Here is a 22,364-nt window from a genome sequence, read left to right on the forward strand (position 1 = left end):
AAGGTAGAGGTAAACAAAATATGATCATTCGATTCGGATATGTATCACATGCATTATCTTTATATAATTGTTCACCTGCAAAAACTCTTACATTTACACGTTATAAGGCCCTTGATCGAGACGAACGTTTGGAGAAATTAATTTATGTTACCTCGCAAAATATCGAAAATACGTATAGAGCACTTCATTATAATGTGGGACAACAAATCCCCTTATATAGAATGTCCTCTTCAATGGTCCCTTTGGCGACTCATCCAGATGTAGAATTTGATTATATTAATATTTTTCACAAACAATTTAAAGAAATTGGTGATTTTATCAAGAAGCATGAATTAAGAGTTAGTTTTCATCCTAACCAATTCACGCTTTTTACAAGTGATAAACCTCATATAACTGATAATGCTGTGATTGATATGGAATATCATTATAAAGTTCTTGAAGCAATGGGTATCTCAGACGAAAGCGTCATTAATATACATATCGGAGGAGCGTATGGAAATAAAGAGCTCGCTATCCAACGTTTTTATGAAAATATAAAAAAGCTCCCTACTCACATTAAAAAACAAATGACTCTAGAAAATGACGATAAAACGTATAATACCACTGAAACACTAATGGTTTGCAAAAATGAAGGTATTCCGCTCGTATTTGACTATCATCATCATATGGCAAACTTATGTGAAGAGCCGTTAGAGAAATTATTACCCCTTATATTCTCTACTTGGGAGCATACTTATTTGAAGCCTAAAATTCATATTTCATCTCCGAAATCCGAAAAAGAGTTTAGAGCGCATTCAGATTTAATTGATCTTGATTTTATTAAGCCCTTTTTTGACATTGTTAGATTTATTGGAAGTGATATCGATATAATGATTGAATCGAAAAAAAAGGATATAGCTCTATTGCAATTAATGGAAGATATGTCGAAATGGAGAGGTTATAAGCGAATAAGTGGTGGAATGATCGAAGTTACTTAAGTTGAGTACCAAAATCATAACAGCAGGGAATATAGGGGTCAAGAAAGCATTAAAAAAGTTCATTTATACTTACGTAGCCCTTAAGGAAGTTTAACTTACCTTGAGGGTTTCTTTCATTTAGCAATATCTTTAAAATAACTGATTAATTATGGATCGCAATGATATGATGGTTTATAGATATTCACCTACAAGTCTTACTTCAACTCTACTATAAAGGCGGTTTGTGTAAATGAACTATCAAAATGCGCTACAACAATACATAAAAGCATTGACAAGACCTGTACTTCTTTACTAGAAATTCAGCAGTATTTTGAGAATGCCTGGAATGTGATTCAAAATGAAGTGTACACAGCTACAAATGTAAAATGGTTAACTACCGATTATAATTCTGCAACATGTACTTATCAATTTCAATATGAAGGCTATTTGAAAGGTAACTTTGTAGTCGGTCATGGTAGAGCTACCAATGTATTTATAAAGAATGACCACGGTGTATGGATGGTTATTCATGAGCATTTGAGCAGTATTTCCTAAGCCTTTATTCTTTCATGGGGTTAAGTAATGTCATTTGTATAAAAAACACTCAGATTATTAATCTGAGTGTTTTTCATTACCATTTTGCCAACCATTATTGTTCTTGTTCTCGTTTTGATCGTTTTTATAACGATTATTGCATCCATGGCAGCCTTCTTTATTTTCATTTCTTCCTTGATCATTATTACTTCTTCTTAATTCGCGGTCATCATTATAGTCATTTTTTTTTTTGTCTTGATGCTTTTCATAGTTGTTGTATTGTTTCTTTTGATTTTGATTCGACGATTCATGGTGTTCATTTTGATTTCTATGATTCCATTGACGCTGCTTATTTCCCCAGTGCTCATCTTGATGTCTATTGTTCTGAACTTCTTTTGAATGACCATTATCATTATTTTTTTCTTTTTCGATTGTAGGTGACTTTGAACTAGATTTATTGTTATTGGTTTCGCCTTTTGTCACTTTCGTTGAATTAGAATTAAAACTTTTTTCTGGTTTATTTTGATTTTGGCTATGATTTTGAGTTTTAACCTTTGGCTGATCTAGTTCCTCAGAATTTGGGATATTAATATGATTATTACTATCTTGAATATCCTTCAATTCATGATTTAGCTCACTTTGTTTATTTTCAAATTTTTTTCTCATCTCACCAGTTAATTTGATTTTTTCATCTGGTTCAATTACTTTAGATTTCTTCATTTCACCAACTAAATCATCCATCACTAAATTTAGAGGCTCCTGTTTCCAGTTTTCCATGTTATTGATCACTTTTTTACCTTGTTCATTGTGAGCTTTTAAATCAATAACATTTAACTGTTTGTCCAAAATTAATGATAACTTGGCCTCAGAGTCAATTGTAACCCTTCCTGCTGCTAATGCTTCTTCTTTGTTCAAATTTATAAATGTAAAAGAGAAAAGTATTAATCCGCAAGCAATTACGACAGGTATCATTTTAGGAATACTTATTTTCATTTTATTATTATTTAAAATAATTGCATTGCTGGGGAACTGAATTTCTTCACCAATCGAATAGGATGACAATAGTTTTTTACATTTCAAATACTCTCCGTTAGCAGTTAGTACAACTACGGAAGAGCGATTTACTTTTAATACAATACCATTGTTCATCTTCAGTTCCCCCTTCTTAAATAGTTTTGTAAATAAATATAATCATTGACGCAAATAATACACATGGCAATAATATATTTTCTATGTTTTTCAAGTGATTTTCGGCTTATATTCACTTTAGATTCTAGTTTATTCATCGGTAATTTTTTCTTTTTATATAAGAAAGTTAACATCGCTTCATCAGTTGTAATAGTATCTACAACTGAAAAAACATGCTCCCTTGTGTCTTCATGTTTAGGTGAAACCTCTACTAAAGTTTCTAATGAAATTCCAAATTGTTTAAGCATCTCACTGAAATGAATAATTTCCTCTTTACGATTTATTTCATCAAAATTTTTTATATAAGTGCTATATACATGGTCGTCGTATTGTTTATGTAGATCCTCCGACCCAGTTTGTTCTGAAGTTAATAATTGATACTTAGATTCCTTACGAAAATGATCGATTAATTCTCGCTTTATGATCAACTTTGCAAAAGATAGAAATGAAGCACCTTTTTTATATGAATATAGTTTAATAGCTTCATGAAATGCATTTAAACCGATACTAAATTCATCTTCTTGATTTGTAATAAATCTTCCACAAATAGTAGAAACAGTTTTGTTTATAAAAGGAGTATATTGAACTATAAAATCATCTAGTTCTTTTGATGAAGATTGTTGTATTGTTAATACAATATCTTCAATTTTTTCTTTTCTTTTATAAAGCGTCTGAAAAATTGTAAGTAACAAGACCCGATCTCCTTTCAAAAGAGGATTGCTTAGCCATTAAAACTTAAAGGCGCCTCCACTCATTATATAATCAAATGAATGTATGAGGCACCATTTTAATTTAATCAGTTAAACTTAAGCATATCGCATCTTATGAAATGTTTCATATGATTTTATTGAAAGGTGAATGGAAATAATTACTTATTAATTTTTACCATGTCCATGTCCATTTCCATGGTCTTCACCTTGGTTATTTGAATTCTCATTTTTCTTCCACTCTTGCTTTTCATTTCCCTTATGGTTTCCACGATTTTCATGTTCACCTTGATTTCGATGGTTTGTACCATTTTCGTGCTTTACTACGTGTTTTTCTTCATGTTTTTCTTCATGCTTTACTACATGTTTTTCTTCTTTTTCAACTTTTACTTTTTTTACTTTAACTGGTTTTACTTCTTTTGACTTATGTTGATGTTCTTCCTTATGCTCTACTGTTACAGGTTTTGTAGCAACTTCAGTAGCATCATCTTTGTCTTCATTCTCACCTTGATTATCTTCATTAACATTTTTCACGTCTGTGTCATTTACGTCTTCAATTTTCGTTATTGTTGTAACAACTTCTGGTGTAGCTGATTGTTCTGTAGTTGCATCAGGGTATTGAACTGTAATAACAGGTTTTAAAGTAGTTGAATCCTGTTCTGTATTCTTTAAGACTTTTTCTAATCTTTCAGAAATTTTGTTAAAGCTCTTTTCAATATTTTTAGCAATCGCAGCTTTTGCTTTTGGATTTTTAACTTGATCTAAAACGTTCGCTAAAACTAGTAAATTGTTATTTAAATGGTGTTGAATTTTTGCAATTTCTTTTTGCTCTTTTGTTATTTTTTGTTTTTCATGTTTTTCAACATGTTCTTTTTCTTGATCTTCTTTTTCAGTTTCTTGTTTGTCTGAATCTTGTTTGTCTGTCTCAGCTTTCTCTTGATCGTCTTTTTCTACTTCTTGTTTGTCTGTATCTTGTTTATCTGTCTCAACTTTTTCTTGATCGTCTTTTTCTACTTCTTGTTTGTCTGTATCTTGTTTATCTGTCTCAACTTTTTCTTGATCGTCTTTTTCTACTTCTGTAGTTGTTTTTTCTGAAGTTGTTGGTACAGTAACAGTTGGTAACTTACCGTCAAGTTGGCCTTGAGCATTTTCCATCTGACCTAAAGCTTCTTTTATTGTTTCTTTTGCTAAATCTTCTTTGCCTTCTTTAATTAATTCTCTTGCTTCATGAATACGCTCTTGTGCAAATTCTGCTAAAAGTTCTGCTTCTTTAACTTTGTCTGCTGTTAGTAAAAGTTGAATCTTTTCTACAGTTGTTTTTACAAAATAGAAGAAATCGCCTTTAACTAATGCAGGTGCTTCTTCCTTTTGGTCAGTTGGTGAAACTGTATCATTTTCAGCAGCCAGTACTGAACTAGAAAATCCTAATTGAGATAATAATAATGCTGTTGCAGTTGTATGTACTAATAACTTTTTCATGAATTTTTTCCCCTTTGTAAAAATTTCTTTATTTATTCTCACTATAACTATTCGTAGAGAATTTCATTTTTTAGGGGGTCGTTTTAAAAAAAATGTAAAAAATTAATAAAAAAATGGTGAAACTTGTTTTCTTTCCCTATTTACCGACAAATTTTTATAAATTAACAAACTAAAATATTACAAAATCATACTTTTGAAAGATTTAATTGTTTGTAGTTTATCTAACAAAAAAGTACCATACCCTAAATTAGGGCATGGTACTTTCATTAATTTATTACTTACATTTTTTCTGGTGCAGAAACTCCAACTAAAGCTAATGCATTTTGTAATGTAACTTGAACTGCTTTCATTAAAGCCAGTCTAGCTTTTGATTTTTCAACATTTTCAGCATCTAACACTTTTTCTGCATTATAGAAGCTGTGGAATGTACCCGCTAATTCAAACACATAGTTTGTAATATGATGAGGAGTACGTTTTGAAGCAGCTAGTGAAACCGCTGCTGGGAATTCCCCTAATTTCTTTAATAACTCATATTCTTTTTCAGACGAAACAAGGCTGTAATCAGCTTCCCCACTGTAAACAATACCCATTTCTTCTCCTTGACGAAGGATACTACAAACACGAGCGTGAGCGTATTGTGAATAATACACAGGGTTTTCATTTGATTTAGAAACAGCTAAGTCCATATCAAAGTCTAAATGTGAGTCACAGCCGCGCATTGCAAAGAAGTAACGTGTAGCATCAGTACCTACTTCTTCCATTAAATCACGTAACGTTACAGCTTTACCTGTACGTTTACTCATTTTAACTTTTTCACCATCTTGATATAACTGAACCATTTGGATAATTTCTACCTCAAGCGTATCAGCATTATATCCTAATGCTTGAATTGCTGCTTTCATACGAGGAATGTATCCGTGATGGTCAGCTCCAAGAATATCAATTAATTTATCTGCTCCACGACTAAGTTTGTCTCGGTGATAAGCGATATCCGGAGTTAAATAAGTATAAGAGCCATCGCTTTTAATTAGTACACGGTTTTTGTCATCACCATATGTTGTAGAACGGAACCAAGTCGCTCCTTCTTCTTCATATGTTTCACCACGTTGATTTAAATCATCAAGAGCCTCTAACACTTTGCCATTTTTATATAATGAAGTTTCTGAATACCATACATCAAATTCTACTCTGAAATTACGTAGATCTCGTTGTAGTTTTTCCATTTCTAATTTTAAACCGTACTCACGGAAGAACTTGTAACGAGCCTCTTCTGGTTCATTCACATAGCGGTCACCGAATTCAGAAGCTAAAGTTTTACCAATCTCAATAATGTCCGCACCATGATAACCATCTGCAGGCATTTCTTTGTCCATTCCAAGTGCTTGCATATAACGAGCTTCTACTGATAACGTTAAATTATTAATTTGGTTCCCAGCATCGTTAATATAATATTCACGAGTTACTTCATAACCTGCTTTGTCTAAAACATTACATAGTGAATCTCCAAATGCTGCTCCACGGGCATGACCTAAATGTAAGTCTCCAGTCGGATTCGCTGAAACAAACTCAACTAAAATCTTTTCACCGTTACCAAAGTTAGTTTGGCCATATTCGTTTCCAGATTTAATAATTGCTGGGATTAAATCAGTTAGGTAACTATTATCCATATAAAAATTGATGAATCCCGGTCCAGCAATTTCTACTTTTTGAATGCTTGCCTTACTTTGGTCAAAAGAATTAATTAACTCTTCTGCAATCATTCTAGGAGCCTTTTTAGCAACACGTGCTAATTGCATCGCCATATTTGTTGAAAAATCTCCGTGTGCTTTATCTTTTGGAGTTTCTAATACGACTTGTGGTAATTGTTCCTCCGTTGCTAATCCTGCTTTTAATACCGCAGCTTCGATTTCATTTTTCAAACGACTTTTTACTAGTTCTAATGTATTCATATCGTTGCCTCCTTAATTGATACTGTAATGTTATACGACCCAGCATTTTCATCTCCTACGAATAACTTATATCCTAATTGTAGTACGCCTTTTAAAGGTCCTTCAGATACTAGAAATTGTAGTTTTTTTGTATATGCCTTCGTTTGAAATACTCCTAATTCATTTGAGAAAGTACCTTCAGTTGTTTCATTTACTCGGTATTGATGACGCATCATTACTCCACCATTACGAATAATTGTTACTTCCCCTTTACCTATTTTCATAGTAGCCTTTACTTTTCGGTCCTCATGATTTTCATCAAATAATAAATATGAAACATCATCTTTTTTATAGTATAGTCCCTTTGCTTGAAAACTGATTTTATCACGCCCGTGCGGATCTTTTATCAATGTCTCAAAATCAATTGAAACAGGTATACCTTGTTGTCCTTTCACTTTTACACGTCCTTTTCTCCCAATGAACGTAACGAATCACATCCAAAAATCATCTTTTCCCATTTTAGCATAATCTAATAAAAAAAATAAAATAGGTAAGAAAAAAATTGTGAAAAATATTCATTAAAGTGAACGAAATAATCGTTCTATCTCAAAAGTTGAAGTACTTTCTTGTCTCTAAAAAATTTAATAGAGATTTTTTTGTATAACGTCCAAAGCTTTGTTCTCTATAATGATGTCTTTCATTCATAAAATTTGTGGGAGCGATCTAATGAGCGTTCATTAAGCTGTAATTAGCATTTTCAATAACGAAGGCAAAAATCAGCCAAATTTAAAAATGCATGCACTGTTACTCATTGAACGTCCACCAGTTTCAATTGTCCATCTACTAACAAAACAACCTTGCCAGGAAGGAGGATTTTTGTTTTCAATTGAAAACCGTTTGTGAGACAATAAAGAACATATGATGAATTAAAGGGGACTTTATGAAAACGATCGCACAACTATCTTCTAGCAAATTATTTTTCATTGGACTAGGCATTGGAATCATTTCATTATCGAGCATTTTTCTAATTTATTTGTACGTCTTTTTCGTTCCATTCGTTGTGGGACTCATCTTGTGGTTCATTTTAAAACGAAAAGCGATCATGTTCGGAAGTTTTACAGCTGCACTAATCGGGTTACTTGCACTGATCGGCTTCATCGTTTATTTGTCTTTGTTCGGTCATTTTGGACCATAATAAAACAGCTCGTAAAGGGGCTGTTTTTTGTTTATTCAAAAAAAACACAAAAACCCGCTAGGAATGCGTAATTCCTAGCAGGCTTAATTATCGAGAAATACACGATAATATTAATGTGCAGATTCTGCTTTATCAATATGAATTAAATGCTTTTTATTAATAAACAAGAAAAGTACCGATAGTAATACAAAACATCCACCTACATAGAAAGGTACATGTGGATTATACCATTCAGCAAGTTTACCTGCTAAATATGGTGCAATTGCTCCACCAAGGAAACGTAAAAAGCTATATGCAGCTGATGCTGTTGAACGTTCAACTGGTGCTGCTTGCATTACTGCTGTTGTAATTAATGTGTTATTATTACCTAAAAACGCACCAGCAATAATTACACAAACGATAACAACACTATTCGTATTTGTTCCTACTCCCATAATAAGAAGCGTAATTGCGAAAAGAGTTAACATTGCATACATCGATTTAAGCGTACCGAATTTTTTTTGAAGTCTTGGTGCCATAAATACAGATGTGATTGCTAGTAAAAGTCCCCAACCTAAGAATACAAACCCTAAACCGTGTTCCTTTAATCCCATATAGAATGGTGAGAATGCTAATAAAGTAAAGAATCCAAAGTTATATAAAAATGCTGTAATCCCTAATGTTAATAATGATCTATGTTTAAGAGCACGGAATGGATCAAGAAACGATGTTTTTTTCGTACTTTGTGTAATAGGTGTTTTTGGCATCATAAAGGATAAAGATAAAAATGCAATAACCATTAAACAAGCAACGCCAAAAAATGGACCTCTCCAAGAGATTGAACCTAATTCTCCACCTAATAATGGACCAACTGATATCCCAAGACCAATCGCAGTTTCGTATAATATAATCGATTGTGCAACACCTGACCTAGATAATGAAACAATAGCAGATAATGCAGTCGCAACGAATAGCGCGTTACCTAGACCCCAACCACCGCGTAACCATACTAATTGCCATATACCGCTTGAATTTCCTCCAAGCCCCGCGAAGACTGCAATAATCAGTATACCTAAAAGAAGTGTCCATTTAATTCCGATACGTGAAGAGATAAATCCTGTTATTAACATCGCGAATGCCATTACTAAATTGTAACTTGTAAAAAGAAGCGTTACATCACTTTTTGAAGCATGCATTTTTTCAGCGATTGCTGGTAAAATTGGGTCAACTAATCCAATTCCCATGAATGCGATAATACAAGCAAAACCAACAGCCCAAATAGCTTTTGGCTGATTCAAAAGACCAGATTTTTGATTTACATTTGTCTTTTGCTTTTTACTATCTGCCAAGTTTGACATAGTTCATCCATCTCCCATATTATTTATTGTTCTAATGCTTTTTGTACCCTCTGATACATCTCATTCATTTCATCTCGAATATCGTTCATTTTTTTAAGCTTCTCATCAATCATTTTTAATTGTTGAGCTAGTATTGCTTCTGCTCCTATGAGATTTTCTTTTCTTTCATCTTCATTCATCTTTTCCTTGTTTTCTCTATAATGTAATCGGAATTCTTCATACGCCTCACTAATTGCCATATATTCCTGTACCTCTTGTAAAGAAAAACCAAGAACATCACGAACATTCATTATTTTCTTCAGTCGTTCGATATGCAAGTCTGAATAAAGTCGAAATCCTCCTTCACTTCTTTCAGGTGGAGAGATTAAACCGATTTCTTCATAATAACGAATCGAACGCTTTGTTAATCCGCATTCCTTCGCTACTTCATCTATTTTGTAAAGCAAATCATTTCCTCCTTTCAAAATGAATTTAAGTTTTTTATATCACTTATCTATCTTACTCCTAATATATCGTTAACGTCAACGTTAACTTTGTGCATTTTTCTATTTTTATCTTTCTACAAAATTGTCGTTTTACTATAAAAACAGTACAAATAATCATATTTGTTACCTATTCAAAAAACCCGAAAGATAAATACGACTTTTAGCGCATTTTCTTTCGGGTTTAACAAATGATTCAACCGAATATTGTTATCATACTTCCTTATAAAATTTTGTTTGTCTTATGCTGTTTGCTGTAATTTTCTCATTTTTTTAACTTTGTTTTTTCGTTTTAGCGCCCACATTGTAATCCCAGTTATCCCCAAACCAAGTGGAGCTATTCCAACTAATGCATAAATTGTTTTTACGAACACACCACCAAAAGTTCCTCTATGCAAACTTTCTCGCCAAATAAAAAACTTATCATAGGCGGTTTCAGTATTTTTCGAAAAAGTTCCTAAATGCTTTCCAGAAAATTGATCGAAAAACTCACTTGTATTTCCTTTACCTTCAGGATCATAACTACCATCGCTTAATTGAGCTTCTATAACACCATCTTTATCCGTCGGAAGTCTCAACTTATATAACTCACCTTCCGGGTGCAATTTATTAATTTGGGTAACTATAGAATCCAGTCCTATTTGATGTTTACCATTATCAACTGATTTAAGTTCTTCAGGATAATTCGATGTAAATTTCAATTTCAAAGATTCTTCAATCTTTTCTTGGAATGGAAATAGCATTCCTGTTATTGCTACAACAAGTAAAAATGGTAAAGTAATAACCCCTATGAAATTATGTAATGATAGATTTTTTGCCATTTGACTTTTATTCCATTTAATTTTTAGGCTTTTAACCATTCGTTTAATGCCTGGATACCATAAATAAATACCTGTAATAAGAATTAAAATAAATGCAATTGCAACGATACCAATAATTGTTTCACCAATATCATCTAATAATAAATGTGTATGTAACTCTTTAACAAAAGAAACGATTGATTTCTCTCTATCAAAATTACCTAATAATTTGCCATTGCTAGGATCTACATATGCATCAATTTCATTATGTCCTTTTGACATACTTGCATGATATACATCTGATAACTTTGAAGGCACATCCATCCTCGAAATTTGAAAACCTTTGTACTGTTCAAGGAAAATCTTTTCTGCTTCTTTAATTCCAACATTACTTTCACTACTTGCAGGCTTAAAATACTGCGGATTTAATACATGCTCAATCTGATTCCCAAACACCAATACACTACCCGTTGCACAAACAGCAATAATAAAAAGTCCAAAAACTAAGCTGCATACCAAGTGTAGAGTTAAAATAAATTTCCTTGCCCCTTTTTTCATCTTCATCTTCTCCTAATAATTTGATAATAATAATCGTTCTCAATTATATAGGTAATGATTATCATTATCAATACTATTTTTCCATTATTAGTAAATTAATTGAAACGATTACAAGTTTTTAATGTTAAAAGTATAAAAAAAGACGACTTCTCGCTCTATTGAACGAAAAGTCGCCTTTTAAAAATTCTTATTATTTTACCCAACCTAATAAAATTTCACGAATAAATTTACTTGCCGCAACTTGAGTTTGCTCTGCATGATCGTAAACTGGAGCTACTTCTACTAAGTCTGCCCCAACAACGTTTATATCACTGTTTGCGATTGCTAAGATGCTATCAAGCATTTCTTTTGATGTAATACCACCTGCTTCAAGAGTTCCTGTTCCAGGAGCGTGTGCAGGATCTAATACATCGATATCAATCGTTACATATACTGGACGTCCAGCAAGCGTTGGAAGTACTTTCTTTAACGGCTCAAGCACTTCGAATTTGAATAAATTCATTCCAACTTCTTTAGCCCATTCAAATTCTTCCTTCATACCAGAACGGATTCCAAATGAATAAACATTTTTTGGTCCAATTAAATCACAAACTTTTTTAATTGGTGTTGAGTGAGATAATGGCTCACCTTCATATGAATCACGTAAATCAGTATGAGCATCAAAATGAATAATTGCTAAATCTGGGTATTTCTTGTACATAGCTTTCATTACTGGCCATGATACAAGATGCTCCCCACCCATTCCTAGAGGAAATTTACCTTCAGCTAATAAACCGTCAATATAATCTTCAATCATATCAAGGCTTCTTTGAGCATTCCCAAATGGTAATGGAATATCCCCTGCGTCGAAATACTTAACTTCTTCAAGTTCTTTATCTTGATATGGACTATATTCCTCTAATCCAATTGAAACTTCACGAATACGCGCAGGACCAAAACGAGAGCCTGGTCTAAAACTTACAGTCCAATCCATTGGCATACCATAAATAACTGCTTTACTTTCTTCAAAGCTTGGATGACTCTTTATGAATACATTTCCAGAATAAGCTTCATCAAAACGCATAATAAAGCCCCCTTATTTAGTAAGATCAGCTACAAATTTTGGTAATACGAACGCTGCTTTGTGTAGCTCTTTTGTATAATATTTTGTCTCAATATCAAAGAAGCGATTCTCTTCTACTTCAAGAGGATCATGTTTTTTCGAACCGATTGTAAATGTCCACATTCCACTTGGGTATGTTGGAATATTTGCAATGTATAAACGAGTGATTGGGAAGATTTCTCTTACATCACGTTGAACTTGTGTGATTAACTCTGGCGTAAACCATGGGTTGTCCGTTTGAGCTACAAAAATACCATCTTCTTTTAACGCTTTAGAGATACCAGCATAGAATCCTTTTGTAAATAAGTTAACTGCAGGACCAACTGGTTCAGTTGAGTCTACCATAATTACATCGTAAACATTTTCGCTATTTGCAATATGCATAAATCCATCGTCTACTTTTACTTCTACACGTGGATCTTCTAATTTTCCTGCGATTTCAGGTAAGTATATTTTAGAGTACTCAATTACTTTTCCATCGATTTCAACTAGAGTTGCTTTCTTTACACTTGGGTGTTTTAATACTTCACGAATAACACCACCGTCACCGCCACCTACAACTAATACGTTTTCAGGATTTGGGTGTGTGAATAAAGGTACATGCGCAACCATTTCGTGGTAAACGAACTCATCTTTTTGAGTTGTCATAACCATCCCGTCTAAAATAAGCATGTTTCCGAACTCTTCTGTCTCTACCATGTCAAGCTTTTGAAACTCAGTTTGCTCTGTATGTAAAGTTTTATTAATTTTAGCAGTAATTCCAAAGTTTTTTGTTTGTTTTTCAGTAAACCATAATTCCATTTAATGCATCTACCCTTCTTTATCAAGATTTAGTTTGAAACATAAACAAAGTAGCTTTTACCTTATTTGATTATGTTCCGTATTATCCCCACTCTTCCTAATTCCTATCGGATTTGTGTTGTTACAACAATTTTTTGCCGTACAAAAGAAAAGTATAGAGTAATTTTTGTGAAATGCAAGATTTTTAAAGCTAAATTTTTTGATATTTTTTACTACGGTAATTTGAATAAAATTTCTCTTAATCTACCATACTAGTATTAAATTAGAGAAACGAATCGAGAGGAGGATACATTTTTGTATAATATCAACTACTCTTTTCATTGGCGTACACTTCAAAAGGTCGGCATTTTGCTTACTATTATTTCAATTTCAGGAACACTATTTTTATCTTGTGTTTATCTGTTTGCAATTACATCTACAAAACCTTCATTATTTATTGAGTCAAATTCAAGTTATTATGATCACAATCAAAAACTAATTAGTAAAACTAAGCTACTTCAAAATCGTAAAACACTAAAAATTGCAGATGTTCCTCCGATTGCGATCAATAGTATGTTAGTTTCTGAGGATCGTAATTTTTTTCATCATCATGGCTTTGACTTAAAAAGGTTGGGTTCTGCTATTTTAACTAATATAACGAAGGGACAATACGCTCAAGGCGGAAGTACAATAACTCAGCAACTTGCAAAAAATTTATATCTTTCACAAGAAAAAACGCTTAATCGTAAATTAAAAGAGGCTTTTTTTACTATGAGACTTGAGTCAGCCTACAGTAAAAAGAAAATATTAGAAGCATATTTAAACACCATATATTTTGGACATGGTATTTATGGTCTAGAAACTGCGGCGAATACCTTCTTAGGAAAAGAGACAAACGAGCTTACGATTGGTGAATCTACATTTTTATTAAGTATTCCGGCTAATCCTTCAACATATGATCCTTACGTTCATTTTTCATCTGTAAAGAAAAGGCAGCAACGAATTTTATCAGCACTGGAACAGAATAAATTAATCAACTCAAAAACTGTTAAAAATGCAATTGATGAAACGATTAAGTTAAAACCGATTAAACATACTTCAAATTCTTCATTTACATCCTATTTTCAACAAAGCGTCCAAAAAGAGATTACGGCATCGATTGGACAATCAATCAATAATAATGGTAGCCAAATTTATACAACATTTAATCCTGCTATTCAAAAACATATTGATCAAGCATTTGATAAATATATTAGACCAAAACCTGATTTACAGGCTAGTGTAGTCGTATTAAATAGTCAAACTGGTGAAGTATTAGGTATGACTGGAGGCCGTGAGAAAGGACAGTTTTTATTTAATCGAGCAATAGCGTCGAAACGACAGGTAGGAAGTACAATAAAACCAATTCTATATTACAGTGCACTTGAAAATGGTTATACCCCATCAACAAGACTTCAAAGTAAGCCTACTATATTTCACTTTGAAAATGGAGATTCATATAGTCCCAAAAACAGTGGCAATCTATACGCACATGATTCAATTACTCTAGCTAAAGCTATTGCTGTTTCAGACAATATATACGCTGTAAAAACACAACAGGCAGTCGGTACTGACGAATTTATTAAAGCACAGAAGTTATTCCATTTAACCACACCGAATAATAAACTACCTTCAATGGCACTCGGCACTCAAGATGCTTCATTGCTCGATATGACAAGAGCATACGCATTAATTGCGAACAATGGTAAAGACGTTATTCCTCATTTCGTAAAAGAGATTAAAACTCAAACTGGAAAGACGATCTATAAAGAAAAGTTAGATAAAAAACAAATATTAGATAAAGATCAAACCATTATTCTTAAACAACTAATGAACGGAATGTTCAATACAAATTATTCAAGCTACTTGCCAGTAACAGGTACTAGCATTATCCCTGAACTATCAAAAGATTATTATGGTAAAACCGGCACTACGAAAACGGACAGTTGGATGATTGGATTCCATTCGAATATTATTGTTGGAGTATGGGTTGGGTATGATCATTCAAAAAATTTAACCGCAGAGGAAGGTACCCTGTCCAAGAAGGTATGGGCATCAGTTATGACAAATTTATCGGATAAAAATATAGACTCTAAACTGCCTAATGATCTAGTTAAAGTTGCTGTAGATGAAAAGACTGGCCTTTTGTATAAAGAAGGCTGTGGCGATAAGGTTTCACTCTATTTTCGTAGAGGGACACAGCCTACAAAACCTTGTATGAATAAAAAAATGAACCAAAAACACAAAAAGGAAAATAAAGACAGTAAGCCTTGGTATTCTAAATATTTACTATAAAAACAAAAGACCTCACCAAATTGGTAAGGTCTTTTGTTTGTCCTAGTCCTAGCTTTGTCCAAGCTATTATTAGTTTACTTTATTTAGTCTTAAATGTAAAAAGATTATTCGACGATTTCTTCAAATTTTTTATATATTTTACCTAAAGAAAAATCGTCAATTGGCGAGCCCTAGGGCGAAGACAGAGACGTAGTTGCACTTATACTTAATACCTAAAATTGGAAGCTACGTCGATTGGCCTTCTCCGCTGCCAATTTATACCTACTTAATGTGCAAAAAAGTATACTATCCTAAAAGCTCAGTTTTTAATTGGTCAGATGAATTATTCCACATCTCTTCATTGTGCGATTTTAAGAAATCAGCTAATAATTTACGAGACTTTTCATCCATCTGTTCAATCATTATTTTGCGTTTCATCGCTTTATCCATTTTATTTACGTGGTCAGGAAGAAGTTTATATCCTCTTCTAGCTTCACGATCAACTGTCATGTAACAGCCAGTTACTCCAGCATAATAAGGCCCACTTTCAGTTCGCTCAGTTGCGACCCACACTAACCAATATGGTTTTCCATTAGGAACTTCATCCTCATTTGTTAAAAACTTGATTCCTTTTTCAACTGAACTTCTTGCATGCATTGCACCAATATCTACAAAAACATCATTCTCTTGTATATCAATAAAGACTGGAGAAATATTTTCTAAACTAATTGCTCCAACACCGAATCCGCCATGCCCACTCGTTGAATCATTTTTTAATATATTAAAACCTAGTGATTTCTTTTTTGGTTGATCAGACATTGTGCCCCTCCTAAAAAATTAATGTTGTAACGATTGAATTAATCCAGTGGAAAACTGAAGGTATAGCAACTTGGAAAATTGGTTGTATTGTATAGTTATCTAATGGAGTTAATACTAAAACTAAAAATACAAATGCTCCATATTGCTCATATTGTGACATTTTTGCACGTAGATCATTAGGTGCTAAATCCTCTAAAATTCGATATCCATCTAATGGCGGAAGAGGAATTAAGTTAAACACAAATAATACTATATTCATTTGAACGAAAATATTAAAGAAAGAATCTAAAGTCATTGATAGCGATTGTGGGAAAGAATGAAAAAATCCGTACTTATATAATAGTGAATAAGCGATTAAACCAAGCGTCGCTAGTATTAAATTACTAATAGGTCCAGCTGCTGTCGTTAAGATACCCGCTAATCTAGGATGTTTAAAGTTATGGCGATTTACAGGAACTGGTCTTGCCCAACCAAAACCTAAAATAATAATCGCAATTGTTCCGAAAATGTCTAAATGTCTAAATGGAGAAAGCGTTAATCTGCCTTGTCTTTTTGCAGTGTCATCTCCAAACTTATAAGCTACATAAGCGTGCGCAAATTCGTGAACTGATAACGAAATTGCAACAACTAGTAATATTAATGGTATATCTTTTAATGGATATTGAAAAAATGATCCCATTCTTTGCTCCTCTCAAGAAATTACTGTTTTACGTCACTGAACGGTTAATTTATTAATAGTTTAATTTATTCTTTATGATTTCTTCAATGTTAATCGATTTAATCGTTATTATTCTGACTTCCTGAGTTATAATAAAAATGACAAAACGAAGGAGGTCATAATATGCCATACGTTACAGTAAAAATGCTAGAAGGTCGCACTGAAGAACAAAAAAAAGCTTTAGTAGAAAAAGTTACTTCAGCTGTTAGTGAAACAACAGGTGCTCCAACTGAAAAGATTGTTGTTTTCATTGAAGAAATGACAAAAAACCATTATGCCGTTGCAGGTAAACGCCTAAGTGACGAATAGAATTCCTTACATACATTAACAGTAAACGGGGTAACTTCCGTTTACTGTTTTTATCTTCTTTTAGCTCCTGCTATTTCTTCAATCATTTCAATTACTTTCTTTTTCTTTTCATCAGGATTGTTATAAATTAAATCATGAGGAAAATATAACTTAGAATCGAATAACTTTTTACCAGTTATTCCATCTACTAGCTCTGATTTACGCGAGATTTCTTTCAAATCACCGTTCGTTTGCAATAGTAGAATCGGCTTCTTTCCACCTTCTTCACCATACCTAAAGTAATCATAAGCCTCGTCTGAAATTGTATCGATAACTAAATAGTATTCCGGGTCTATATCTATTTCTAAAAATAACTCTTTTAATTCAGCAAACTTTTCAGTATGTTTTTGTGTATCAAAGTCTACATATTGAAATAATTTTCTACTTAAGAACCGCTGACACAGATCACTCAAGATTTGGTCAGATTCCTCCTGCCATACTTGGAAATAATACAAAAGGACTGATTCATCTAATTTGATATATTCATCTAAGTCAACTGTCCCCTCAAACAAATGATCAAAATGAACTGGTACATAATTAAAATGGTAACCTGTTTCATGCAAATATTTAGCCCTTTGTAATATCTTTTGTAAAATAGCTTCAGCACTTCTAGACACAGGATGAAAGTAAACTTGCCAGTACATCTGGAATCGGCTAATTAAGTAGTGCTCAACAGCATGCATACCTGATTGTTTAATAACGACACCATCGGGCCTTGGACGCATAATTCTCAAAATACGTTCCATATCAAAGTTACCGTAACTTACGCCAGTGTAGTATGCATCTCTAAGAAGATAATCCATTCGATCTGCATCAATTTGGCTTGAAATCATGCTCGTGACTAACTTATTCTCCGATGTTTTCTCAATGACTTCCGATACTTTCTTAGGAAAGTCATCCCCTACTTTTTTTAGAATTTCATTAATTTCTGTTGAACCCTCAATAATTTCTCTCGTTAATTCTTCATGATCTAATTTAAATATCTTCTCAAATGTATGCGAAAAAGGACCATGACCAACATCATGTAACAATCCGGCACAAAGAGCTAATAATCGATCATCATTATTCCAATCAGGACGACCAGAAAAAACATCATCTACCATACGTCTTATAATTTCATAAACACCAAGCGAATGAGTAAATCGACTATGCTCAGCTCCATGAAACGTCAGATATGTAGTACCAAGCTGTTTAATTCTGCGTAGTCTCTGAAATTCTTTTGTTCCTATTAAATCCCAAATAACTTGATCTCTTACGTGAATATAACGATGTACGGGATCTTTAAATACTTTTTCCTCATATAGCTTTTGGAAACGATATGACATATGTTGGCCCCCTTTCAATATGTACACTAATTCTTTATATGCTAATTGATTTACTTTCTGAACAAGACTCTTGTATCTTTCCTTTGTAGCTCCAGGCGTTAGCCCCTCGAGGTCATAAGCCAAAGCCCAATGAAGGTAAAAACCAACCTTCTAATTTTATTATTCAATTTTTGCCCTTAATCCTTAGAAACCAAAGTTAAAATAGGTATTTCATGATGTCTAGTTCCGAAAGCTAGCTCTTCGGTAATATTCCATCCATCTTCGAAGTGGAAAGATCGCCACTTCTTCAGCTGAATGGAGATATCCCCTTCAGAGCTGGGCAAGCTTTCTCCACATTTCAATCTATTATATCAAAAAAACGCTCCTAAAGATGAAGGAACGTTTAATTCTTACCTAGTTTTGACTTTATCTTTACAAGCAGATCATCTTCGTTTGGTGCAGATAAAGGGCGATTGTTTACGAAACAAAATGATTTTTTTCGTCCTGGTCCGCAGTAAGATTGACAACCAATTTTAATCTCTGCTTCATCATCTATTCTTTTTAAGCGAGGGACTAATGTTTTAATATTTGTCGCCTGGCAGTCATCACATATTCTAAATTCATTTGACATTTTTTTACAATCCTTTCTGTTCTAAATTGAACATACTCAGCAGTAATTTTACTCGTTCCAAAAAGGACATGCAAGTTTTCCAATTAAATCACTCCAAATACTATTCTACTATTTTCTATTTTTTGTATAGTTTTCTATTTTTTTGTCCAAACTTCTATTAATCAGCTACGAAAATAAATCAATTTAATTGAATAAAAGAAAGTTGAGGAGAATTTTCTATGATGAAATTAAGACAAGATGCTTGGACTGAAGAAAATGATTTACTTTTAGCGGAAACCGTTTTACGTCATGTAAGAGAAGGTAGTACCCAATTAAATGCCTTTGAAGAAGTAGGCGATGTTTTAGAACGTACCTCGGCGGCATGTGGTTTTCGTTGGAATGCTGTGGTTCGCTATAATTATGAAAAAGCACTTCAATTAGCAAAGAAATTCCGTAAAGAAAAGCTTCGTCACGCTAAAGGTGAAGATGCTAAGAAAAAATTATTATATACACCTTCTGAATCTAGTTATATACAAACAGATGTATCTAGTAATTTTGATCGTTATTTAAATGATGAACAAGATTTAGAATATGGTGTTGAACTCGATCAAGAATTTGGATCTTTTGTGGAAACTGATAATGAAAATGACACAAGTGTTGAAGTAACGCATAATGATGAACCAACAACTGAGATATTTTCAAGTATTCCTTCAGTTCAAAGTCAGTATCAATCACAGACTTCACCAGCTTCACCAGTGAATACAAGAAAAAGTTCAATTACAATGTTTGATGTCATCCAGTTCTTACAAGGTCTTTCAAGTAGCCAGATCGGTAGCGATCGTTTAGTCCGTGAAAATGATCAACTAAAAAGAGAGCTTATGCAATTACAGGAACGAAATTCACAGTTACAGAGACAAGTAGAAAAGCTTGAAAAAGACGCTACTACTGTTCAAGAAGACTATGAAACAATGATGAAAATAATGAACCGTGCTAGAAAATTAGTACTATTTGAAGAGGAAGAAAAACCAGCAGCAACATCCTTTAGAATGGATAAGAACGGAAATTTAGAAAAAATTGCAGAATAACATTGACGGTTATAATATAGAGGAACTAAATCTTAGTTTTGATTTAGTCCTCTATTTTTATGTTCACTAAATTTTGAAATTCCCTCTACAATCTATTAATTTCCTAAAAATGATTTTTTAAAGAACGCTAGCTGTTTTTCAAGTGTAACTGGGTCACTGAACGAAGTGCCATTGCCTAGCATTTCATATACACGATTATTTTTTACAACTGGAATAGATTTATATGGATCTGTTTTCTGGAATGATATATCTGCATCTGCGTATTTACTTAAAATAATATAATTTCCTGCGTATTGTGGTAGCACTTCTGTAGAAAGTGTATAATAACCATCTTTTAAAGCCACTTCTTTTACTTTCTCAGGCATTCTTAATTTCATTGCTTGGTATAGTATTTCAGTTCCGCGAGCCCAATTATTACCGAATACATATAGCTGTTTATCATATGATTCAAATACTGATACAGTTGCATCTTCACCGATTTTAGCGCGAATTTCATCTCCGGCTTTTTCTGCGCGTTGTTTAAAGTCAGCTACCCATTCCCTGGCTTCCTTCCCTTTGTTTAACAGTTTACCAATTTCGATATGCTGTGCTAAATAATCTAACTTACCCCATGTGTATGTAACCGTTGGAGCAATCTCTTTCAATTTATCTATATTTTTACTATTTGATAATCCAATAATTAAATCAGGTTTTAATTCAATTATTTTTTCAAGATTCTCATCTGATACTTCCGCTACATCCTTTAATTCTTTCTTAAAAGTTGGATTATTCTTTGACCAAACATCTACCCCAACAACATTTACTCCTAAAGAAATGACATTACCCGTAAAACCTGAAAGTAAGATAACGCGTTTTGGATGTGTTGGTACTTCAACTGGTCCAGTTTCCGATTGATATGTAAATGTTTTAGGTTGATCGTCCATATTTGAAGTGCTAGCCTTCTTATCTGACGAATTATGACTACATGCACTCGTGATTAATACAAAAATAAGAATAAACGGTAATAATAACTTTTTCATTTAAATCTCCTTTTTTTTATTATTATCAACCTTACATTCAATTGATAACGATTATCATTTTCATTATTTTGTTTACTATATGTTTGATTCAAATTATTGTCAACCTATATTTACTATTCAGAATATGAAGTTTTTTTATTTAGTTTAAAATCATGCTAAAATAGGAAAACAAACGCAAAACGCAAGGGGCTTATTTAATGAATCAACATTTGAATCGGTTACAAACAGATGAAATACGTTTTATAGACGGCTCAACTTTAGGGCCATCCTTTGAGGCGATCCAATCTTTTGCATTAGATGACACATTATGTACAAAAATTGGGAAAATGGAGTCTCCAACAACAATTCGAACATGGGTACACCACAATACAATCGTTCTAGGAATACAAGATACTAGACTACCGAATCTAACAAATGGGGTTAAATTTCTTAATGACCATGGATACAAAGCAATCGTACGAAATTCTGGTGGGCTTGCTGTTGTTTTAGATGAAGGTGTTCTAAATATATCGATCCTCTTTCCAGAGGCTGAACATAAGCTGCAAATTAATGATGGCTATGAAACGATGTATGCACTAATTCAAGATATGTTTAAGGACTTAACAGATAAAATAGTTGCTAAAGAAATAGTCGGATCATATTGTCCAGGTGATTTTGATTTAAGCATTGATGACAAGAAGTTTGCGGGTATCTCTCAGCGTCGGATCCGTAAAGGGGTTGCTGTTCAAATTTATTTATGTATTAACGAAAGTGGTTCAGAACGTGCTTCAATTATTAAAGATTTTTATGAAATTGCGATTGACAACAAAGAAACTTCATTTAAATATCCTACAATTAATCCTAATACAATGGCATCTCTTTCCGAACTACTATCATTAAATCTCACAGTGACGGATGTAATGACAAGACTACTTCAATCATTACTTAAATTAACTCCAAAATTAACTCCTAACTCTTTACTTGATGATGAAATAGAATTATATAATTACCATTTGCAACGAATGATCGATCGTAATTCGGAAATAAGTTCTATGCAAGAATCATAAGAACAGAAAAAGGATTCTTTAAATTGAAAAAACCAAAAGGCTGATAAATACCTTTT

General features: G+C 32.9%; 22 protein-coding genes. 7 read left to right on the forward strand and 15 right to left on the reverse strand.

Features of this window, described 5'->3' with window-relative positions:
* Positions 1 to 20 precede the first annotated feature (20 nt).
* Together uvsE and ACFVR2_RS13810 are read left to right on the forward strand one after the other, a co-directional pair.
* Positions 21 to 977, forward strand: a complete 957-nt coding sequence (gene uvsE, locus ACFVR2_RS13805; RefSeq protein ID WP_387362541.1) for a UV DNA damage repair endonuclease UvsE — start codon at positions 21 to 23, stop codon at positions 975 to 977.
* Between the two features lie 327 nt (positions 978 to 1,304).
* Positions 1,305 to 1,511 (forward strand): Cif family virulence factor, encoded by a 207-nt coding sequence (locus ACFVR2_RS13810; RefSeq protein WP_387362543.1) that lies wholly within the window; start codon positions 1,305 to 1,307, stop codon positions 1,509 to 1,511.
* A gap of 57 nt (positions 1,512 to 1,568) precedes the next feature.
* Here the strand turns inward: ACFVR2_RS13810 and ACFVR2_RS13815 are convergent, their stop codons facing one another.
* From ACFVR2_RS13815 to ACFVR2_RS13835, 5 genes are all read right to left on the reverse strand, one after another.
* Positions 1,569 to 2,639, reverse strand: a complete 1,071-nt coding sequence (locus ACFVR2_RS13815) for an anti-sigma factor domain-containing protein (protein ID WP_387362545.1) — start codon at positions 2,637 to 2,639, stop codon at positions 1,569 to 1,571.
* Positions 2,640 to 2,641: 2 nt separating this feature from the next.
* Entirely contained in the window at positions 2,642 to 3,370 is a 729-nt protein-coding gene (gene sigI / locus ACFVR2_RS13820) for an RNA polymerase sigma-I factor (RefSeq protein ID WP_387362547.1), read from the reverse strand.
* A 183-nt stretch (positions 3,371 to 3,553) separates the two neighbouring features.
* Positions 3,554 to 4,864 carry a DUF5667 domain-containing protein gene (locus ACFVR2_RS13825; protein ID WP_387362549.1) on the reverse strand — a complete coding sequence of 437 codons (1,311 nt, stop codon included), beginning with the start codon at positions 4,862 to 4,864 and terminating at the stop codon, positions 3,554 to 3,556.
* A gap of 278 nt (positions 4,865 to 5,142) precedes the next feature.
* Positions 5,143 to 6,813: an arginine--tRNA ligase gene (argS, locus tag ACFVR2_RS13830; RefSeq protein WP_387362551.1), complete on the reverse strand. Its 1,671-nt coding sequence runs from the start codon at positions 6,811 to 6,813 to the stop codon at positions 5,143 to 5,145.
* Positions 6,810 to 7,247, reverse strand: a complete 438-nt coding sequence (locus ACFVR2_RS13835; RefSeq protein ID WP_335484384.1) for a YwiB family protein — start codon at positions 7,245 to 7,247, stop codon at positions 6,810 to 6,812. Before ACFVR2_RS13835 ends, argS begins: the two co-directional genes overlap by 4 nt.
* A 485-nt stretch (positions 7,248 to 7,732) precedes the next feature.
* Here ACFVR2_RS13835 and ACFVR2_RS13840 point away from each other — a divergent pair, with 485 nt between their 5' ends.
* Positions 7,733 to 7,987 (forward strand): hypothetical protein, encoded by a 255-nt coding sequence (locus ACFVR2_RS13840; protein ID WP_387362554.1) that lies wholly within the window; start codon positions 7,733 to 7,735, stop codon positions 7,985 to 7,987.
* A gap of 110 nt (positions 7,988 to 8,097) precedes the next feature.
* On the opposite strand, the gene ACFVR2_RS13845 is transcribed toward ACFVR2_RS13840, so the two are convergent.
* The 5 genes from ACFVR2_RS13845 to speE all read right to left on the reverse strand — a co-directional run bounded on the left by ACFVR2_RS13845 (position 8,098) and on the right by speE (position 13,067).
* On the reverse strand, positions 8,098 to 9,324 hold the full coding sequence (locus ACFVR2_RS13845; RefSeq protein WP_387362556.1) for an MFS transporter: 1,227 nt from the start codon (positions 9,322 to 9,324) through the stop codon (positions 8,098 to 8,100).
* Positions 9,325 to 9,347: 23 nt separating this feature from the next.
* Positions 9,348 to 9,770 carry a MerR family transcriptional regulator gene (locus tag ACFVR2_RS13850; RefSeq protein WP_387362558.1) on the reverse strand — a complete coding sequence of 141 codons (423 nt, stop codon included), beginning with the start codon at positions 9,768 to 9,770 and terminating at the stop codon, positions 9,348 to 9,350.
* 278 nt (positions 9,771 to 10,048) lie between these two features.
* Complete coding sequence (locus tag ACFVR2_RS13855) at positions 10,049 to 11,164, reverse strand: PepSY-associated TM helix domain-containing protein (protein ID WP_387362560.1); 1,116 nt, start codon at positions 11,162 to 11,164, stop codon at positions 10,049 to 10,051.
* 190 nt (positions 11,165 to 11,354) lie between these two features.
* A complete protein-coding gene (gene speB / locus ACFVR2_RS13860; protein WP_069033703.1) occupies positions 11,355 to 12,227 on the reverse strand; it encodes an agmatinase in 873 nt (290 codons plus the stop codon).
* 12 nt (positions 12,228 to 12,239) lie between these two features.
* Positions 12,240 to 13,067 carry a spermidine synthase gene (gene speE / locus ACFVR2_RS13865; RefSeq protein ID WP_025671010.1) on the reverse strand — a complete coding sequence of 276 codons (828 nt, stop codon included), beginning with the start codon at positions 13,065 to 13,067 and terminating at the stop codon, positions 12,240 to 12,242.
* 294 nt (positions 13,068 to 13,361) lie between these two features.
* On the opposite strand from speE, the gene ACFVR2_RS13870 reads away from it, so the two are divergent.
* The gene (locus tag ACFVR2_RS13870) at positions 13,362 to 15,380 is read left to right on the forward strand and encodes a transglycosylase domain-containing protein (protein WP_387362562.1); all 2,019 of its coding nucleotides are present in this window, start codon (positions 13,362 to 13,364) and stop codon (positions 15,378 to 15,380) included.
* Positions 15,381 to 15,665: 285 nt separating this feature from the next.
* On the opposite strand, the gene ACFVR2_RS13875 is transcribed toward ACFVR2_RS13870, so the two are convergent.
* Complete coding sequence (locus tag ACFVR2_RS13875) at positions 15,666 to 16,178, reverse strand: YwhD family protein (RefSeq protein ID WP_387362564.1); 513 nt, start codon at positions 16,176 to 16,178, stop codon at positions 15,666 to 15,668.
* A gap of 10 nt (positions 16,179 to 16,188) precedes the next feature.
* Positions 16,189 to 16,857: a site-2 protease family protein gene (locus ACFVR2_RS13880; RefSeq protein ID WP_387362566.1), complete on the reverse strand. Its 669-nt coding sequence runs from the start codon at positions 16,855 to 16,857 to the stop codon at positions 16,189 to 16,191.
* A 162-nt stretch (positions 16,858 to 17,019) separates the two neighbouring features.
* Between ACFVR2_RS13880 and ACFVR2_RS13885 the strand changes: the two genes are divergently transcribed.
* Positions 17,020 to 17,205: a 2-hydroxymuconate tautomerase gene (locus ACFVR2_RS13885; RefSeq protein ID WP_056469182.1), complete on the forward strand. Its 186-nt coding sequence runs from the start codon at positions 17,020 to 17,022 to the stop codon at positions 17,203 to 17,205.
* 50 nt (positions 17,206 to 17,255) lie between these two features.
* Here the strand turns inward: ACFVR2_RS13885 and ACFVR2_RS13890 are convergent, their stop codons facing one another.
* Positions 17,256 to 18,569 carry an HD domain-containing protein gene (locus tag ACFVR2_RS13890; RefSeq protein WP_387362569.1) on the reverse strand — a complete coding sequence of 438 codons (1,314 nt, stop codon included), beginning with the start codon at positions 18,567 to 18,569 and terminating at the stop codon, positions 17,256 to 17,258.
* A 382-nt stretch (positions 18,570 to 18,951) separates the two neighbouring features.
* A complete protein-coding gene (locus ACFVR2_RS13895) occupies positions 18,952 to 19,179 on the reverse strand; it encodes a YuzB family protein (protein WP_025671004.1) in 228 nt (75 codons plus the stop codon).
* A gap of 221 nt (positions 19,180 to 19,400) precedes the next feature.
* Here ACFVR2_RS13895 and ACFVR2_RS13900 point away from each other — a divergent pair, with 221 nt between their 5' ends.
* On the forward strand, positions 19,401 to 20,243 hold the full coding sequence (locus ACFVR2_RS13900; RefSeq protein ID WP_387362811.1) for an RsfA family transcriptional regulator: 843 nt from the start codon (positions 19,401 to 19,403) through the stop codon (positions 20,241 to 20,243).
* A gap of 95 nt (positions 20,244 to 20,338) precedes the next feature.
* Here the strand turns inward: ACFVR2_RS13900 and ACFVR2_RS13905 are convergent, their stop codons facing one another.
* Positions 20,339 to 21,262: an iron-hydroxamate ABC transporter substrate-binding protein gene (locus tag ACFVR2_RS13905; RefSeq protein ID WP_387362571.1), complete on the reverse strand. Its 924-nt coding sequence runs from the start codon at positions 21,260 to 21,262 to the stop codon at positions 20,339 to 20,341.
* A 197-nt stretch (positions 21,263 to 21,459) separates the two neighbouring features.
* Between ACFVR2_RS13905 and lipL the strand changes: the two genes are divergently transcribed.
* The gene (gene lipL / locus ACFVR2_RS13910) at positions 21,460 to 22,308 is read left to right on the forward strand and encodes an octanoyl-[GcvH]:protein N-octanoyltransferase (RefSeq protein ID WP_387362573.1); all 849 of its coding nucleotides are present in this window, start codon (positions 21,460 to 21,462) and stop codon (positions 22,306 to 22,308) included.
* Positions 22,309 to 22,364 lie beyond the last annotated feature (56 nt).

The sequence above is a fragment of the Gottfriedia sp. NPDC057991 genome (genome assembly GCF_042886615.1).
Lineage (GTDB): Bacteria > Bacillota > Bacilli > Bacillales > Bacillaceae_G > Gottfriedia.

Excerpts from the sequence above, each read along its gene's own strand:
- uvsE (WP_387362541.1), top strand. The coding sequence starts at position 21 with ATGATCATTCGATTCGGATATGTATCACATGCATTATCTTTATATAAT.
- ACFVR2_RS13815 (WP_387362545.1), bottom strand. The coding sequence starts at position 2,639 with ATGAACAATGGTATTGTATTAAAAGTAAATCGCTCTTCCGTAGTTGTA.
- ACFVR2_RS13825 (WP_387362549.1), bottom strand. The coding sequence starts at position 4,864 with ATGAAAAAGTTATTAGTACATACAACTGCAACAGCATTATTATTATCT.
- argS (WP_387362551.1), bottom strand. The coding sequence starts at position 6,813 with ATGAATACATTAGAACTAGTAAAAAGTCGTTTGAAAAATGAAATCGAA.
- ACFVR2_RS13840 (WP_387362554.1), top strand. The coding sequence starts at position 7,733 with ATGAAAACGATCGCACAACTATCTTCTAGCAAATTATTTTTCATTGGA.
- ACFVR2_RS13845 (WP_387362556.1), bottom strand. The coding sequence starts at position 9,324 with ATGTCAAACTTGGCAGATAGTAAAAAGCAAAAGACAAATGTAAATCAA.
- ACFVR2_RS13855 (WP_387362560.1), bottom strand. The coding sequence starts at position 11,164 with ATGAAAAAAGGGGCAAGGAAATTTATTTTAACTCTACACTTGGTATGC.
- speB (WP_069033703.1), bottom strand. The coding sequence starts at position 12,227 with ATGCGTTTTGATGAAGCTTATTCTGGAAATGTATTCATAAAGAGTCAT.
- speE (WP_025671010.1), bottom strand. The coding sequence starts at position 13,067 with ATGGAATTATGGTTTACTGAAAAACAAACAAAAAACTTTGGAATTACT.
- ACFVR2_RS13875 (WP_387362564.1), bottom strand. The coding sequence starts at position 16,178 with ATGTCTGATCAACCAAAAAAGAAATCACTAGGTTTTAATATATTAAAA.
- ACFVR2_RS13880 (WP_387362566.1), bottom strand. The coding sequence starts at position 16,857 with ATGGGATCATTTTTTCAATATCCATTAAAAGATATACCATTAATATTA.
- ACFVR2_RS13885 (WP_056469182.1), top strand. The coding sequence starts at position 17,020 with ATGCCATACGTTACAGTAAAAATGCTAGAAGGTCGCACTGAAGAACAA.
- ACFVR2_RS13890 (WP_387362569.1), bottom strand. The coding sequence starts at position 18,569 with ATGTCATATCGTTTCCAAAAGCTATATGAGGAAAAAGTATTTAAAGAT.
- ACFVR2_RS13895 (WP_025671004.1), bottom strand. The coding sequence starts at position 19,179 with ATGTCAAATGAATTTAGAATATGTGATGACTGCCAGGCGACAAATATT.
- ACFVR2_RS13900 (WP_387362811.1), top strand. The coding sequence starts at position 19,401 with ATGAAATTAAGACAAGATGCTTGGACTGAAGAAAATGATTTACTTTTA.
- ACFVR2_RS13905 (WP_387362571.1), bottom strand. The coding sequence starts at position 21,262 with ATGAAAAAGTTATTATTACCGTTTATTCTTATTTTTGTATTAATCACG.
- lipL (WP_387362573.1), top strand. The coding sequence starts at position 21,460 with ATGAATCAACATTTGAATCGGTTACAAACAGATGAAATACGTTTTATA.